The 16,454-nt window shown below is 68.3% G+C and carries 14 protein-coding genes; 2 read left to right on the top strand and 12 right to left on the bottom strand.

Features of this window, described 5'->3' with window-relative positions; translation table 11 throughout:
- Positions 1 to 107: 107 nt before the first annotated feature.
- A complete protein-coding gene (gene zapE / locus QNO12_RS02530; RefSeq protein ID WP_257503573.1) occupies positions 108 to 1,124 on the top strand; it encodes a cell division protein ZapE in 1,017 nt (338 codons plus the stop codon).
- A gap of 347 nt (positions 1,125 to 1,471) precedes the next feature.
- Here the strand turns inward: zapE and QNO12_RS02525 are convergent, their stop codons facing one another.
- A complete protein-coding gene (locus QNO12_RS02525; protein ID WP_257503574.1) occupies positions 1,472 to 3,292 on the bottom strand; it encodes a DUF2207 domain-containing protein in 1,821 nt (606 codons plus the stop codon).
- Between the two features lie 68 nt (positions 3,293 to 3,360).
- On the opposite strand from QNO12_RS02525, the gene QNO12_RS02520 reads away from it, so the two are divergent.
- Complete coding sequence (locus QNO12_RS02520) at positions 3,361 to 3,798, top strand: MarR family winged helix-turn-helix transcriptional regulator (protein WP_257503575.1); 438 nt, start codon at positions 3,361 to 3,363, stop codon at positions 3,796 to 3,798.
- A gap of 24 nt (positions 3,799 to 3,822) precedes the next feature.
- Here QNO12_RS02520 and QNO12_RS02515 read toward each other — a convergent pair whose 3' ends face one another.
- The 11 genes from QNO12_RS02515 to ppsA all read right to left on the bottom strand — a co-directional run bounded on the left by QNO12_RS02515 (position 3,823) and on the right by ppsA (position 16,436).
- Positions 3,823 to 4,557 (bottom strand): ABC transporter permease, encoded by a 735-nt coding sequence (locus QNO12_RS02515; protein WP_257503576.1) that lies wholly within the window; start codon positions 4,555 to 4,557, stop codon positions 3,823 to 3,825.
- Entirely contained in the window at positions 4,554 to 5,417 is an 864-nt protein-coding gene (locus QNO12_RS02510) for an ABC transporter ATP-binding protein (RefSeq protein ID WP_257503577.1), read from the bottom strand. Before QNO12_RS02510 ends, QNO12_RS02515 begins: the two co-directional genes overlap by 4 nt.
- A 92-nt stretch (positions 5,418 to 5,509) precedes the next feature.
- Complete coding sequence (locus QNO12_RS02505) at positions 5,510 to 5,800, bottom strand: DUF4287 domain-containing protein (protein WP_257503701.1); 291 nt, start codon at positions 5,798 to 5,800, stop codon at positions 5,510 to 5,512.
- A 149-nt stretch (positions 5,801 to 5,949) separates the two neighbouring features.
- Complete coding sequence (locus tag QNO12_RS02500) at positions 5,950 to 6,966, bottom strand: DUF2804 domain-containing protein (RefSeq protein ID WP_257503578.1); 1,017 nt, start codon at positions 6,964 to 6,966, stop codon at positions 5,950 to 5,952.
- Between the two features lie 115 nt (positions 6,967 to 7,081).
- The gene (locus QNO12_RS02495) at positions 7,082 to 8,227 is read right to left on the bottom strand and encodes a Vgb family protein (RefSeq protein WP_257503579.1); all 1,146 of its coding nucleotides are present in this window, start codon (positions 8,225 to 8,227) and stop codon (positions 7,082 to 7,084) included.
- 19 nt (positions 8,228 to 8,246) lie between these two features.
- Positions 8,247 to 9,416 carry a M23 family metallopeptidase gene (locus QNO12_RS02490; RefSeq protein WP_257503580.1) on the bottom strand — a complete coding sequence of 390 codons (1,170 nt, stop codon included), beginning with the start codon at positions 9,414 to 9,416 and terminating at the stop codon, positions 8,247 to 8,249.
- Between the two features lie 273 nt (positions 9,417 to 9,689).
- Positions 9,690 to 11,285: an L-serine ammonia-lyase, iron-sulfur-dependent, subunit alpha gene (locus QNO12_RS02485; RefSeq protein WP_257503581.1), complete on the bottom strand. Its 1,596-nt coding sequence runs from the start codon at positions 11,283 to 11,285 to the stop codon at positions 9,690 to 9,692.
- Between the two features lie 87 nt (positions 11,286 to 11,372).
- Complete coding sequence (locus tag QNO12_RS02480; RefSeq protein ID WP_257503582.1) at positions 11,373 to 11,828, bottom strand: Hsp20/alpha crystallin family protein; 456 nt, start codon at positions 11,826 to 11,828, stop codon at positions 11,373 to 11,375.
- 199 nt (positions 11,829 to 12,027) lie between these two features.
- Complete coding sequence (locus QNO12_RS02475) at positions 12,028 to 12,390, bottom strand: VOC family protein (RefSeq protein WP_257503583.1); 363 nt, start codon at positions 12,388 to 12,390, stop codon at positions 12,028 to 12,030.
- A gap of 109 nt (positions 12,391 to 12,499) precedes the next feature.
- Positions 12,500 to 13,939 (bottom strand): MFS transporter, encoded by a 1,440-nt coding sequence (locus QNO12_RS02470; RefSeq protein ID WP_257503584.1) that lies wholly within the window; start codon positions 13,937 to 13,939, stop codon positions 12,500 to 12,502.
- A gap of 109 nt (positions 13,940 to 14,048) precedes the next feature.
- Positions 14,049 to 16,436 (bottom strand): phosphoenolpyruvate synthase, encoded by a 2,388-nt coding sequence (gene ppsA, locus QNO12_RS02465; RefSeq protein ID WP_257503585.1) that lies wholly within the window; start codon positions 16,434 to 16,436, stop codon positions 14,049 to 14,051.
- Positions 16,437 to 16,454 lie beyond the last annotated feature (18 nt).

Raw genomic sequence — 16,454 nt, 5'->3', positions numbered from 1 at the left:
GCGACGGGATAACAGTCGGCTCCGCCGCGGATGCGGCGGCGCGGCCGTGACCAATCGGTCCGTCTCCCGGAAATCGACGGCAGGTGGTCATGTGGCACTCTCAAAGAGTGCGGTCGAAGGAGAGGCTTGTTGTCGGCGTCGAGAACGCGGCAGCCCGCGATGGCTTCGCGCTCGATGCCAATCAGCGAGCGTTACTCGAGCGGCTGGCAACTCTCGGCGCATATCTCGATCGCGGCACCTTACGCCGATCCTCCCCGCGCAGCCTCTACATCCACGGCGACGCAGGACGTGGCAAGTCGTGGCTCGCTGATGCCTTCTACGCGGAGCTTCCGCGGGCTCAGAAGACTCGCGTGCATTTCCATGGCTTCTTCGACGAGCTGCACCGCAGCATCCACGATCACCGAAGTGAACGAGATGCCGTCGAACGCGCGATCGACGACATTACTCAGAACAGTCGCCTGCTCTTCTTCGACGAGCTCCATGTCCACGATTCCGGCGACGCGCGGCTCCTGACTCGTCTGCTGGATCATGTCTTCCAGCGCGGCTTGACCGTCCTCGCGACCTCGAACTATGCCCCGGACGATCTGCTGCCGAATGCGATCTGGCACCACGTCTTCGAACCGGGCATCGCGCTCATCAAGACACATATGGACGTGTGGGATCTCGACGGTCCCGTCGACTACCGCACTGTCAATGAAGACCACTGCCGCGGCTTCGCTGCCGGCACGTGGACAATGATGCCCGCCCGTGTCGCGCCGACTGAGGAGAAAATCATCGCCGTCCATGGACGGGCGTTCACGGTGACGTCAGCGGATGACGACGAACTGCTCGCCACTTTCGACCAGCTGTGCGCAACAGCAACGTCGACGATCGAGTACCTGCACTGGTCGCGAGCCTTCTCCCGATGGGCCATCACCGACATCCCCGCATTCGGAGACGCCGACGCGGAGGCTCAGCAGCGCTTCATCAACCTCATCGACGTGCTGGTCGACGCCGACGTACCAACGAGATTCTCATCGACCGTCGACCTACCCGTCTTCCTCGCGGACGCGTCCGAACGACCCGACGCCTTCCGCATGGCAAGCCGCCTTCAACTCCTCAAGGTCACTCTGTACGCCACGTAGCCGGCAGCAGAGACGCGTCAACTGTGGCAGGTCGCTTCACGATCTGCCAGTCATCCCAACCTCCGCCGGGCTGCACACGAAGCACGGCGCCGCGGTTTGTCACTCGCCCGTCGCCCAGCAGTTGCGTGCGCCGAACACCGGTTCAAAGAATCACAAAAAGATAACGGAAACCCCTTCCCTTCCGTTACCTCGTCGTTATAGAGTTCAGCTACGGAAGTTGTTTTGCTGTGGCAACGACCGCATGTGATTGCAGGAAACTCTTGGTGCAAGGGACAAGGGCCGGTCGGTAAGCCTCTCCGACCGGCCCTGACTTGTGCCCGCTCCGATCGGGCCGGGCGCAGGCGGCCCTAGACCCCGCCGCCGCCTCCGCCACCACCGCCACCACCGGCCGAGCCACCGCCACTGGAGCCGCCGGAGGTCGACGCCGACGAGGACGAACTCGCCGACAGCGAGCTGATCCCGGCGGCGAAGGACGCCGCGCTGAACCCGTGCGAACCCGCATACCATCCGGGCGAATGATTCTGCTCGTAGAGCACGGCCAGCTGCTCAGCCCACTGCTTCTCCTGGCCGAAGACGACCGCGTACGGCAGCAGCACCTCGTACAGCTTGAGCATCTCGGCAGGATCCCGCGGGTTGATCCGGACGCGCTCCGCGCCCTCCGGCGACTGAAGCATCCGGATGCGGTCGGCTTCAGCCCATTCGATGAATTCCTTGAGTCCCTTCAGGTGATCGCGCACCTCGGCGCCCGCGGCGGTGAGCGGTTTCCGGGAGATCAATCCGATCACGATCAGCAGTCCCAGAACTGCTCCGATGATCATCAGGATGGGCACGCCGGGATCGACCGCGCTGCCGAGGGCGAAGGCTCCGGCGAAAGCGACGAGGATCAGCGCGCCGATGGCGATCAGCACCGGCCATGCCCGCACGGAAGCCGGAACTTCGCGGCGCAGCCCACGCTGCGTGAGTTCTTGATTGGCCAGTTTCAGGATCTTCTGCGCCGCGGAAGAGAACCGGGTGTCGGTGCCGCCGAACTCGTACTCGGCGCCCGGTTCCAGAGCCGGGAAAAGACCTTCCAGCAGCAGCATTCCGTCGCCGTCTGCGCGTGAGGGATCGATCAGCTGCGCTTTGAGCTTCACGCCTCCGAACAGCTTCCGCGTTCCCTCGATGATGCGGATGCTGCCCACCACCGCCTGCTCGAGAACCTCGGCCGGTATCGCCTTGGTGGTGTGCCCGAGCAGCACCGCGCTCTCCAGCGAGTCGATCCCGGGTGGGGGCGTGTATTCGGCGATGATCGTCCGCCGCCCTGGGGCGTCGCGCAGCCGGCGTGCGCGCGTGACGATGGCGAAGAGCACCGCAGCCAGCACACCGAGTCCGCCGATCCCCTGCACCCAGCCCCATGGCGAGGCGAGATAGGACGAGTCGAACGCCGTGAAGGTGCCCTCCTCGAATGCGATCGCAAGGGTCACAGTCTGGTAGGCGTACACCGGGGCCGCAGCGGCCACGATCGCCGCGGCCCCGTCAGCGGCCGCCTCTGTACTGATCGGACACGTCTGCTCCGATCCCTGGGAACCCACGTAGCAGGCCTGGGAGCCGGTCAGGGAGCCGGCGAGGTCGGCCGGAACGGTCACGCGGACGTTGACGCGACCGAACTCCTGCGGCCACGCCGTCCCGTTGACGTCCCAGTAGAACTCGTCGACGCCGGTGTCCTGGAAGAACCGTGTGACGTTCTGCAGCCTGTAGGTGAACACGTAGGTCTGAGCACCGTGCACGTAGTCGTCGGCGCGCGAGGTCATGCTGTACTCGCCGTCCTCGGAATCGGTCTCCGCCTCGCGCGGGTTGCCATTGCCGTCGGTGATCGAGACCAGCTCGGGGTGCAGCGGCGCGCCCAGATACGTCTCGGGGATGGTGCGGCGCATGCCACGGTTCTGGTCCGCCTCGGGAAACAGCGCGACGAACCGCTCCTGCACCAGGAGCGTGCTCGCCCCGTCCGGGTCGCGGCCGAGGGTGTACTCCACGTCCAGGCTCTCGAAGGAGAAGTCTTCGACGTCGTGGGACACGGAGGCGACGACATCCGCAGCGGAGGCCCGGTCCGGGGGCGCCGCCAGCAGGGCCAGCGGCAGCCCGACGGCGATGAAAGCGATCCCGAGCACGCGCATCAGCTTTGAACCCATATCGGTCAGCCTATGCGCGGGGCCGTGCGATACCCAGTAGCCCGGGAGGTTCGCCTACAGTGGTGCGTATGACCGACCGCCGCCTCGCGATCGAAGCCTGGGAGAGCCTGTTCCGCGCTCAGCACGAGGTCTTCGGCGTGATCAGCTGCGACTTCGACGACACCGGTCTGTCCCAAGCGGAGTACGACGTCCTGCTGACGGTCACGCGTGCGCAGGACATGACCGCGCGGCTGCGCGACGTGACGGCGAACATGCTGATCAGCCAGCCCAGCGTGTCCCGCCTCGTGGACAAGATGGCCGCCCGCGGACTGGTCTCCAAATGGCCGGACCCCGAGGATGGTCGCGGATCCCTGGTGCGCGCGACCGCCGAGGGCGCCGCCGCGTTCCGCAAGGTCGCCTCACTGCACGGCAGGTCGATCGCGGAGCGCATGTCGCGGCTGGATGACGGGGAACTGCAGCAGCTCCGGGACCTCACCGCCAAGCTCCGCGAGAAGAAGGACGCCTGACCGCTGCCGCGCAACGGCACGCCGTCACGGCGTACGTCGCCGGAGTGTAGCGGAGGCGACGACCAGCGATGCGGCTGCGAAGGCCGCCACGACCAGCAGCGGTCGGTAGAGGTCCCATCCCTCCTCCCCTGCCGTCACCGCGTTGACCGCGTCGATCGCATAGCTCAGGGGCAGCCAGTCCGATATCGCGGACAGAACATCCGGCATCTGATCCCGCGGCATGAAGAGCCCGCCGAGGAGGATCTGCGGGAACACGATCAGCGGCATGAACTGCACCGCCTGGAACTCGGTCCGCGCGAACGCGCTGGCGAGCAGGCCGAGCGCGGACCCCAGGATCGCGTCGAGGACCGCCACCACGCCAAGCTGCCACACCGGTCCGTCGACCTGCAGCCCGCACACCAGCACCGCGAAGGTCACCGTGAGGATCGCCTGCAGCATGGCCATCAGCCCGAAAGCCAGGGCGTACCCGATGATGAAGTCCGCTTTGCCGAGCGGTGTCGTCATCAGCCGCTCGAGCGTGCCCGACCGCCGTTCACGCAGCGTCGTGATCGAGGTGACGAGGAACATCACGATGAACGGGAACAGTGCCAGGATGCCGCCCCCGAACTGGTCGAACACGCCGTCCTGATCGCTGAACAGCCACGCGAACAGCCCGACGAGCAGGCTCGGCGCGATCAGCATCAGGGCGATCGAGCGCGGGTCATGGCTCAGCTGCCGGAGTACGCGGCCGGCGGTGGAGAACGTGCGGGTGATGGTCATCTCCCGTCCCCCCATCCGCGAGGCCCGCGTCTGCGCCGGCGGCCGTCCGGTTCGGGGAGGTCATGCCCCTGCGTGGCGAGCGGGCGAGCCGCTGCTTCCGCGCGGGGGTGCGCGGCGGCGTCGCGCTCGACGAGTGTGAGGAAAGCGGCATCCGGATCGTCCGCACCGGTCTCGGCCCGCAGGCCGTCCGGCGTGGTGTCGGCGATGATGCGACCAGCGCGCATCAGCAGGAGCCGGTCGCAGCGCAGGGCCTCGTCCATCACATGGCTGCTCACGATCAGCGTCGTCCCGGCGTCGGCGAGACGGCGGAAAAGCGTCCACAGCTCGGCGCGCAACACCGGGTCCAGTCCGACCGTCGGCTCGTCCAGCACGATCAGCTCCGGTGCGCCGAGCATCGCGACGGCCAGCGAGACGCGGTTCTCCTGCCCGCCGCTGAGCGAGCCGACGCTCTGATGGCGCTGCGCTGCCAGTCCCACCTCGGCCAGGACGCGATCAACGTCCCGGCGCGGTGCGCCGATCAGGCGGGCGAAGTAGGTGAGGTTCTGGCGGATCGTGAGGTCGTCGTACACCGACGCCGCCTGCGTGTCGTAGGCGACCCGACGTCGCTGCGACGCGGTGCCGGCCGGATGCCCGAGCACGGACACCGTGCCCGCACGGATCCGCTGGACACCCACGATCGCGCGCATGAGCGTCGTCTTACCGCACCCGGAGGGCCCGAGAAGCCCGGTGATCTGGCCGCGGGGGATGTCGAGTTCCAGTCCGTCGAAAACCGTGTGCGAGCCGCGCTGCACCGTCAGGCCGCGCACCGCGACCGCGCCGGCAGCAGGCGTCGCCCCCCTCGACGAACGCAGTTCACTCATCACAGCGAAATCGGAGATCGGTCATGGATTCGGATGCTGTGCCCGCCGGCATCCGAATCCAGCGCGCCCGTCCGCATCGGCCCGTCCGAACCTCAGCCGGCGGGACGAGACGCTTTGCCATCCAGCCACAGGGTGTCGGAGGCGTCGCTGTGCGTGCCGCCTGAGTCCACATGCTTGGCGCTGATCGCGGGACCCTTGGTGATCACGTGGACGAGCGCCATCGCGTGACCGCGTCCGAGACCATAGTCATCCGCGAGCCAGCTGACGATCTCGCCCGCCTTGGTGCCTGGCCCGAACCCCTTCTCCGACGCCAGTTCGATGAACTGACGAGGGGTGAGACCGGTCTTGTCCTCGATGGTGTCGAGGTATGCCTGGAACGACATGTCATTGTCCTCTCCGCCGCTCTTGCGGTTCGCTCGATCAGCCCGGTGGAGCCGCACGGTGGGTGCGAGCCGCTCCACCATATCGTCCGCCGTCACGGAGGGAATCCCCGGTACCGAAGCGGGACCCGCGGCCACGCCGGCGGCACCCCTCACCAGCGGTTGTGGACTTCCTCGGCCCACCCGAGGATCCCGTTGAAGGGGATGACCTCACCCGCCGCGGTCGCGAACGAGCCGCTCCAATGCCCGAAGCACTGATCCGTCCGCGACGCCACGACGCCGAGGTTCGTGCGGGTCACCTTGTCGTAGAACGGTGCGAAGGACGCCGTCAGCCCTCCGCCGTGGATGCGCCACGGTCGTCGCCACTGCGCGAGGTCGTATTCCCAGTGCAGGTCGTCGTGGATCTTGTGCAGGCGCCCGTCGACGAGCATCGCGTTCTCGGTGATGCCGGTGCCATCCGTCCACCCGCCGCCGACCTGGATGCCGATCACCCGTCCGTCGCTGCGGCCCGAGCCGGCGCCCCAGTTCCAGCGGATGTCGTACGGCCAGCGCCCCCTTCCGTGATCGAGCACCGCCCAGGATTCCCCGGCGGGGACCACGTGCGTGACGCCCGCGATCGTGACACTCCCGGATGCGGGCCGGGCGATGTCCTTCACCGTGTACTGGAACCGCGCATCGCTCCACGGCACCACGACAGCGAGCCGTTCATGGCCGACCGGAAGCTCGGCGATCACGTCGAATGAGGCATCCCGGATATTCGCCCGCAGGCGCGTCCCGGTCTGCGATGGCACGGCGCCGGCGCTCATGACCGGATCGATGTCGATCTCCAGTCCCTTCGCCCGAGCGCGCGCAGGCCCGTCCTCGAGCGAGCCCGGCAACCGGACGCCGCGCGCGGGGATGACGGTGACCGCCTCGCTCCACACCGTCTCGGTCCGGCGGTCGAAGATCCACACCTCATGCAGGGCCGCATAGTCGATCGCGGATACGGTCAGCGCGAGGATGTGCGTGGGGGTGGTGACGTTCCAGTACTCCCACCGCTTGTTGCGTCCCCGTCCGCGGCCGAGCCCGGTCGTGTCGATGATCGGCTGCCTGGCCCAGCCGACGGCGTCCGGTTCCAGGCGCCCGGCCCGCGTCAGCGAGACCGGCGCGGTCAGTTCGCGGGGAATCATCCGTTGATCCTAGATTCCGCACGTCGACGCATCGCGCAACCCGCCGCACCGTGATGGCCGCTCGTCGAGGCCCGTCGCGCGTCTTCGAGCGCGGGAGGATGACCGCGCGCCGGCGTCACCGGGTCGCGGGGACGACGAGCTTGCCGATGACGTTGGTGGCGAGCTCGGTGAACCAGAGCACGCCCTGCGCGCCGGGACGGATGCGGTGCATGATCGTACCGGTGCTGGGCACATCGAACGCGGTCACCGAGTCGACGTGCAGCGGGGTGGCGGAGCCTGCGGCCTCGCGAAGCGCCTCCCCCCGTACGCGCAGCAGCTTGTCCGGGCCGGCCGGCTCGGGATTGTTCCCGTCGACGTATTGCTGGACCCAGACATCCCCGTTCTCGTCGAACGACAGGGCGGCCAGCAGTAGGTTCTCCTGCGAGGCCGGCAGCGCCACCTCCACGATCGTGCCGTCCAGACTCACGCGGCCGAGGCGGTTGGTCGCCTCCTGCGTGAACCAGAGCGCGTCACCGGCGGGATCGACCGCGAGCGCGATGGGGCGGGAGTTCGGAGTCGGGATGTCGTACTCGGCGAGGGTGCCGTCGGCGTCGATGCGGCCGATCCGGTTGGCGATCAGCTCCGTGAACCACATCGCCCCGTCGGGCCCGGCGACGATGTAGATCGGCTTGCTGTCGGCGTCCTGCAGCGGGAACGCCGTGACCGTGCCATCCGGGTCGACCCGGCCGACGTTGCCGCCCTCTTTGCCCGTGAACCAGAGCGTCTCGCCGTCGGGCGCCACCGCCAGCCCGTGTGGGCCAGGGTTGCTGACGACGCAGGTCGCGCAGCTGCCCACCAGGTCGAAGGTGCGCGCGATTCCGCCGTCCGCGCCCAGCTGCACGACCGCGCCGGCGAACTCCAGCCCGACGAACAGCCGGCCCGCGGTATCGAACACGATGCCGTGCGGCCCTGACCCCGCCGGCAGCTCGGTGAAGCTCATGCTGCCGTCGTCGCGGACGCGCGTGACGGTGCCCTCGTTCTGGCCGGTCACCAGGACCTCTCCGGTGTCGGGATCGTAGGCGATCTCGTGAGTCGAGCCGTCGCCGCCGTGTTCGTGCCCTCCCGCGGCGGGTGCGCTGGGCATGGCAGGCTGCGCCGGATCGCGGTCCGGGTAGGCGATCGGGAACTCGGTGACGGTCGGCGCGATGTCCGGGCTCGGCGACGAGCACGCCGCACAGCACAGCAGCAGGGTGACGCCGAGGGCGGCGATGCGCGCTTTCATGGTCCTCCGTCGGTCCGGGCTACCGGAAGTCGATGATCGCGAGGTTCAGCGGGAGCTGCGTGGTTCGCGCATCGGGCTTCGGCAGCTTGCCCGCCAGGAACGTGCCGCTGAGGTAGTCGTCCGCATCGGCGATCGACTGCGGCGACACCTGCCCGTCATAGTCGAAGCTCTTCAGTTCGTACGGCAGCGAGTCCGCTTCCAGCAGGCTCGGTCCGTCCATCAGCTGGAAGTGCAGGTGGGACGCGTTGGCGTTGCCGGTGTTCCCGAGGTGCCCGAGCACTTGGCCCTCGACGACCGTGTCTCCGACCTTGACCGTGAGGGATCCGGAGATCATGTGGGCATACATCGCGTACACCCCGTCGCCGAGGTCGAGTACGACGTGGTTTCCGTCGACGTTCTCGACGGTCAGCTTCGCGGCCAGTTCCGGGTCGTGCGCGGGCAGGACGCCCGGTGCGTTGGCCGGCATGCCGTCCAGGATCGAGACCACCGTGCCGTCGGCGACCGCGAGGATGTCGGTGCCGTAGTCGACGTAGCTCTCGTTGCTGGTCTTGTCCCCCGAGTAGAACTGCCCCTTGTCGTCGGTGCGCTTCCAGTCGATCGCGAAGCGCTGGCTGTTGTTCAGCTTTCCGTTGACGGACATGAGGGAGCTGCGGTGCGGGAAGCCGGGCTCGCAGCATCCGTTCAGCGCGATCCAGTTCTCTCCGCGCACGGGCGGTGCGATGACCGGCACGGCCTGGCTCGAGAAGGCCACCGGCGTGGTCAGGTAGTCGATCGGTCCGGGCGCGCCGAACGCGGGCGAGAGCGCGCCCGTTCCGACGATGCGGTGAAGCAGTGCCGCGGGTGCGCGGTCCAGCGAGTCGAAGGCGAAGTCGATGAAGACGACGCGGCTCTCCTGGGGCGGGACGGTCGCGCTGTCGATGTAGCCGGCCGGAAGATCCCGCAATCGGTTGCAGTCGCCGAAAGCGCAGGTGGGGTCGATGAGTGCTGTGCCGGAGAAGCTGGCCACGATCTTCGCCGGGTCCGCTGCGTCGACGACCTCGATGGTGTCGAGGGTCGCCGGCACCTGCGTGGCGTTCATCAGGTGCAGGTCGTACGCGACGTGGTATTTGCCGTCGGTTCCGCGGAACGGAAGGGGCGGGTTGCCGATCGCGGTCAGGGTGAGTGCGGTGAACGTGTCGGGCACGCTCACGCCAGGAACGGACCCGGTCGGCGGTGCCGCAGTCGTGGCGGCTGAGGCACACCCCGTCGCGAGAAGTGCGATCGCGGTGAGCAGGGAGACGAACAGGGCGGGTACACGGCGAGATGTCACGCAGGGGGCTCCGAATCTGAAGTTTCCCTCGAAACTACCAGCCCTCCGCGAGCCTTCTGGCGAGGTCATGCAGTCACGGCGCTACGTCGGAACGGCGTATCACCAGCGCGGAATACGACCGGGCGGATGCCGCAGCTCGCGTCTCCGCGCCCGTCAGCATTCGATGACGTTGACGGCGAGCCCGCCCTCGCTGGTCTCCTTGTACTTGTGCGACATATCGATGCCCGTCTGGCGCATCGTCTCGACGACGGTGTCGAGCGAGACGTAATGGCTTCCGTCGCCGCGCAGCGCGAGACGCGCCGCCGTCACCGCGGTCGACGCCGCGATCGCGTTCCGCTCGATGCAGGGAATCTGCACCAGCCCGCCGACCGGGTCGCAGGTGAGACCGAGATGATGCTCCATCGCGATCTCGGCGGCGTTCTCGATCTGGCGATTGGTGCCGCCCATGACGGCGGTCAGGCCCCCCGCCGCCATCGCGCACGCCGAGCCCACCTCGGCCTGGCAACCCCCTTCGGCGCCCGAGATCGACGCGTTCGCCTTGAACAGCGAACCCAGCGCGGTCGCGGTGAGAAGGAATCGACGGATGCCGCGCCGGCTGTTCGCTTCGGCGATCAGCGCCTCGTCCACGGCGTCCGGCACGATCGGACCGAGCTGCTGCCGGCCGGCGAAGCCCATCAGGGCGCTGCCGACCAGCTCGCCGTAGGGCGTGACCGCATTGCCGGCCCCGAGGCCGGAGTCGGCCAGGAAGCGCCACCAGTACATCGCGACGGCCGGCAGGATTCCGGCTGCGCCGTTGGTGGGGGCCGTGACGACGCGACCGCCGGCCGCGTTCTCCTCGTTCACCGCGAGGGCGAAAGCTCCGAGCCACTCCCCCGGCAGCTCCCGGCGTCCGTCCTGCTCGGCCGCCTCCAGCTGCACGCGGATGGCCGGTGCGCGGCGCTTGACCTTCAGGATGCCCGGGAGCACGCCATCGTGGCGAAGACCGGCTTCCACGCACTGCGACATCGCGTCCCAGATCGCGTCCAGTCCGGCGGCGATCTCGTCGTCGCCGCGCAGCGCCTCTTCGTTCATGCGCGCCGCCTCGGCGATGGTGATGCCATGCTCGTCGCACAGCTGGAGGAGGGCGTCGGCGCTGTCGAAGGCGAACGGGAAAGCCGACGAGGACAGCTGCGGTGGTTCGCCGTCGCGCCGAATGAAGCCCCCGCCGATCGAGTAATACGTCTCGCGGAGCAGGAGATCCTCATCGCCGGTCCGCCGCACTGCCGGTGCCGGCGCACTGCCGGTGGTGCGGATGCCGGATGCCGCCAGCTGCCCGGCCTCGTCGGCCGCGTGCGGCCGTGCGGTCGCCCACGCCTCCAGCGTCAGCGCGTTGGGGTGGCCGGGCAGTCGGGTCCGGGGGGCGAAGGCGATGTCGGCCTTGTGGAAGGGCACGGGGTGCGTGCCGTCCAGCGCCAGCGTCCGCCCGGTCGGCCACCCGGTCCACAGGCCCCGCACGGCATCCGGGTCGACGCTTTCCGGTGAGTGTCCGTGCAGTCCGGCCATCACCGCGTCCGGCGTACCGTGTCCGATTCCGGTTGCACCGAGCGACCCGTACAGCGTGCACGTCACCTGTGCCACGGAGTCGAGCACGCCGGCGCCGCGCAGTCGGACGACGAAGTCGCCGGCAGCGCGCAACGGACCGACCGTGTGGGAGCTCGAGGGTCCGATGCCGATGGAGAACAGCTCGAACGCGGAGACGTAGGCGCTCACACGGTCCAGGCTAACCTGATCCGCGCGCCGGGCGCCGAACGCCCCGGGCGGTCCGGTCCGGGGCGTTCGTCGGAGCCGGCTGAGGGCTTACTGCTCGACCGGCTGCGGTCCCTCGGAGCTCTCCTGCGCCTGCAGGACCGGACCTGAGTCCTCGCTGGAGACCTCGATCTTGCGCGGCTTGGCCTTCTCGCTGACCGGGATCGTCACGGTCAGCACGCCGTTGTTGTAGGTGGCGGAGATGTGCTCGGTGTCCACTCCCTGCCCGAGGTTCAGCTGGCGCACGAAGCTCGCCCCGTCGCGCTCACGCGTGATCCATTTGACCCCCTCGCCGGCGGAGAGGGTCCGCTCGGCCCGGATCGTCAGCAGCTGACCGTCCACGTCGATGTCGACCGAGCCCGGGTCGATGCCGGGCAGGTCGGCAGTGAGCACGTAGTGGTCCCCATCGCGGTACAGGTCCATCGGCATGCGACGGGGACCCCGGCGGGCGTCGAAGAGCGTCGACGCGAAGCGGTCGAGTTCACGGAACGGGTCGTATGCGGCCATGATTCGTCTCCTTTGTCGTTCGGCCCGGATGACTGTCCGGCGCGAGGGTTGCGAGGGAGTTGAGTCGTGTCGGCTCAACTGCGTTCAGATTAGCACTCCTCCTCGACGAGCGCCAAGACTCGGAGCGGATGGAGTGGACGCATGCCCAGCGGTCCCGGGCGGCAGGCGGAGGACGTCGACGCCGGGAATCGTGCGGGCTTCAGGGCACCTGGAAGGCGACGAGACCCACGGTGTTGCCTTCGGAATCCGTGATGAACGCCTGCCATTCGTCGTGGCCGGCCGGCCCGAGCGAATCGTCCTGGTGCGAGAAGATCACCCGGGGCGGCGCGACCACGTCCGCGAGGCTGTCGAGCTTGTCGAGCGTCTCGTGCACGTTGTCGACCCGCAGATACAGGAGGGATGCCGGGGCATTCCGGTCCAGCAGCAGCCGGACGCCGTCCAGATCGAAGAAGACCAGCCCCGGATCGAAGCGGGCGAGCGGCGGCGCGTCCAGCAGCACGGTGTAGAAGTCCGCGGCCCGGTCGAGATCTTCGGCGTGGACGGCCACCTGAACAAGTCGCATCGCGACCTCCCGGATCGAATTCACGCCAGTCTGCCAGCCGATCCGGATGGGCGCGACGGGCGCCTCCGCGGCGGACACACCGGGCGCCGAGACGGGCGCCCGGTCTGTTTCAACCCGCGTGCGCGAGCTGCGGCGCCTCCTCGGGCGAGGAGGGTATCTCGGCCTTGGCGGCACGGATCATCGTCACCGCGATGACCGCGGCCACCAGCATCCCGATGGCCGCGGCGATGAACGTCGCCGAGTACGCGTCGGCAAGGGCAGCCGGCTGGGTGACGGGTTGACTGCCGAGGGCAGCGACGTAGACGGCTGTGAAGATGGACAGGCCGATCGAGCCGCCGATCTGCATCGCCGAGTTCGTCACCGCCGAGGCCGCGCCGGCGTCATCCGGGGCCACGCCGCTCAACGCCACGTTCTGCAGCGGCACGAACACCAGTGCCATTCCCGCGCCCATCACGATGAGCGCGGGGAGCACCTGGACGACGTACGCGCCGCTTGCAGTGATGAAGCTGAGATACCACAGGCTCGCGGCCACGATGAGGGGGCCGGTCGTCAGCAGAGGACGAGCGCCGATGCGCGGCAGCAATCGCACCACCAGCGGCGCCACCACCATGGTGGCAAGCGGCAGGGGCAGGCTCGCCAGACCGGCTTGCAGCGCAGACATCTGCAGCACGATCTGCAGGTGGAAGGTCAGGTACAGGGTGGACCCGATCATCACACTGCCGGCGATCGCCTGGATCAGGAACGCACCACCGCGCACGCGGTCTGTGACGATCCGAAGGGGAAGCAGCGGCTGGGCGGTGCGGGTCTCGATCCACACGAACAGCACGAGCAGCGCGACCCCGGCGGCCAAGAAGGTGATCGTGAGCGGGCTGCCCCACCCGGTCTCGGCCAGGCTGAAGCCGTAGACGAGCGATCCGAGCCCGAGGGTCACGGTGACCGCGCCGAGGACGTCGTAACGGTTCTCGCCTTCGGCCCTGCTCTCGGTGAGAACGGCGAAGGCACCTACGAGGCCGACCACGACGAAGACGACGTTCACCAGCAGGCACCATCTCCAGTCCAGGAACTCCGTCAGCACGCCACCGAGGACGAGGCCGACCGAGGCGCCGGCACCGGCGACCGTTCCGAAAACCGCGAAGGCGACGTTGCGGTCCCTGCCGGTGGGGAAGGTCACGGTCAGCAGGGCCAGCGCGGCCGGGGCGAGCAGAGCGGCGAACGCGCCCTGCAGGCCCCGCGCGATGATCAGGTCGGGGCCGGTCAGCGCGATGCCTCCGTAGACGGAGGCGAGGGCGAAGCCGACCATTCCCACGATGAACGTGCGCTTGCGTCCCCAGTAGTCGGCGACTCGCCCGCCGAGCAGCAGCAGCGCGCCGAATGCGAGCGCATAGGCGGTCACGACCCACTGACGCTGGCTGTCCGTGAGGCCGAGGCTCGCCTGCGCCTGGGGCAGGGCGATGTTCACGATCGTGCCGTCCAGGACGACGACGAGCTGGGTCAGAGAGACCACGGCGAGAACCCACCATTTGCGGCGGGAGGGCATGGGCGTAGACATGGAGAAACCTCCGAATCGTTTGACGGATGCCGGAGGTTTCTAGCCCCGGATCGAGTCTCACGAGGAGGCTCGACCGCCTCGGCCCAGGGGGGCCGAGCAGACCGCCATTCTATCGCACGAGCGCCGCCTGCTGCTTCGCGAGGCGCAGCCAGGTCTCCACGACGGTGTCGGGATTCAGCGACATGGATTCGATGCCCTGGCCCACGAGCCACTCGGCCAGATCGGGGTGGTCGGAGGGCCCCTGCCCGCAGATGCCGACGTACTTGCCGGCGCGACGGCACGCGTCGATCGCCATCGCCAGCATCTTCAGGACGGCCGGGTCGCGTTCGTCGAAGGTGGCGGCGACCAGGCCGGAGTCGCGGTCCAGGCCCAGCGTGAGCTGGGTCATGTCGTTGGAGCCGATCGAGAACCCGTCGAAGTACTCCAGGAACTCATCGGCCAGCAGCGCGTTGGAGGGCAGCTCGCACATCATGATCACGCGAAGCCCGTTCTCGCCCCGGCGCAGCCCGTTCTCGGCGAGCAGCTCGATGACCGCGTGCGCCTCTCCGACGGTGCGGACGAACGGGACCATGATCTCGACGTTGGTCAGACCCATCTCGTCGCGGACGAACTTCAGCGCCTCGCACTCCATGTCGAAGCACTCGCGGAAGTCCGAGGAGATGTACCGGGACGCGCCGCGGTAGCCCAGCATCGGGTTCTCCTCGTGCGGCTCGTACAGCTCACCGCCGATCAGGTTCGCGTACTCGTTGGACTTGAAATCCGACAGGCGCACGATCACGGGCTCCGGCGCGAAGGCCGCGGCGATCATCGATACTCCCTCCGCGACGCGCTGCACGAAGTAGTCGCGCGGCGTCGGGTACGCCGCGATCCGGTCGGCGATCTCGGCGCGCAGCGCCGGCTCGAGACTGTCGTGATCCAGCAGCGCGCGCGGATGGATGCCGATCTGACGGTTGATCAGGAACTCCAGCCGGGCCAGGCCGACGCCCTTGTTCGGCAGCTTGGAGAACGCGAACGCCTGGTCGGGGGTGCCCACGTTCAGCATGATCTTGGTGGGGCTCTCCGGCATCTCGTCCAGACGGGTCACCACCTCTTCGAATCCCAGGATGCCTTCGTACACGAAGCCGTTGTCGCCGTCCGCGCACGAGACGGTCACATCCCGTCCGTCCTGCAGCACCAGCGTCGCATCGCCCGTTCCCACGACGGCGGGAATGCCGAGCTCGCGCGCGATGATCGCCGCGTGGCAGGTCCGGCCACCGCGGTTGGTCACGATCGCGGACGCCAGCTTCATGATCGGCTCCCAGTCCGGATCGGTCATGTCCGCCACCAGGACGTCACCGGCGACGAACTGGTCCATCTGCGCCAACGAGGTCATCACGCGCACCGCTCCGGCGCCGATCTTCTGACCGATGGCCCGCCCGATGGTGATCACGGTGCCCGGCTCGCCGAGCACGAACCGGCGGGTCACGTTGCCATCGGTGCGCGAGACGACCGTCTCCGGTCGCGCCTGCAGGATGTAGAGCTTGCCGTCGATCCCGTCCTTGCCCCATTCGATGTCCATCGGGCGTCCGTAGTGCTCCTCGATCGTCAGCGCCTGCCGGCCGAGCTCTTCGACCTCGGCATCCGTGATGCTGAACTGCGCCCGCTCCGTCCGCGGAACATCCGTGAAGACGGTGCTCGCTCCGATGTGGGTGCCGTCGGCGTAGACCATCTTCAGAGCCTTCTCGCCCACCGAGCGCTTCAGGATGGCGGGGCGTCCTTCGCGGAGGGCGGGCTTGTACGCGTAGAACTCGTCGGGGTTCACCGCCCCCTGCACGACCGCCTCGCCCAGACCGTAGGAACTGGTGATGAACACGGCCCGGTCGAAGCCCGATTCGGTGTCCACCGTGAACAGCACACCCGAGGCTCCGACATCCGATCGCACCATGCGCTGGATCCCCGCAGAGAGGGCGACATCGTGGTGCTCGAATCCGTGGTGCACGCGGTAGGCGATCGCCCGATCGTTATAGAGCGAGGCGAACACGCTGCGCACCGCCGCCAGGATGTTCTCGATGCCGCTGATGTTCAGGAACGTCTCCTGCTGACCGGCGAACGATGCGTCCGGCAGATCCTCCGCCGTCGCGCTCGAGCGGACCGCCCAGGACACGGTGTCCGGCTGCGGGTCGGCCGCGACCAGCGCCGCGTAGGCGGTGCGGATGTCGGCCTCGAAGGCCGCCGGAAGCGGCTGCTGCTCGATCCACTCCCGGACGTTGGCCCCGACGCGGGCGAGTTCTGCGACGTCGGCGACGTCGAGCTCCTCCACAGTGGATTTGATGCGGTCGTAGAGTCCGTCCGCGGCGAGGAAGTCGCGGTAGGCGTCCGCGGTGGTCGCAAAACCGCCCGGCACGCTGACCCCGAGATGGGACAGGTTCGACACCATCTCGCCCAGCGACGCGTTCTTGCCGCCGACCTGGTGGACGTCGGCCATGCCCATCTGCGTGAACCAGAGGATGTTCGTCATGAGGTCTCCTGAATTGTC

This window comes from Microbacterium sp. zg-B185 (assembly GCF_030246885.1).
GTDB lineage: Bacteria > Actinomycetota > Actinomycetes > Actinomycetales > Microbacteriaceae > Microbacterium.
The sequence above is the reverse complement of the archived record's forward strand: the minus strand, read 5'-3'. Positions and strand labels throughout refer to the sequence as shown.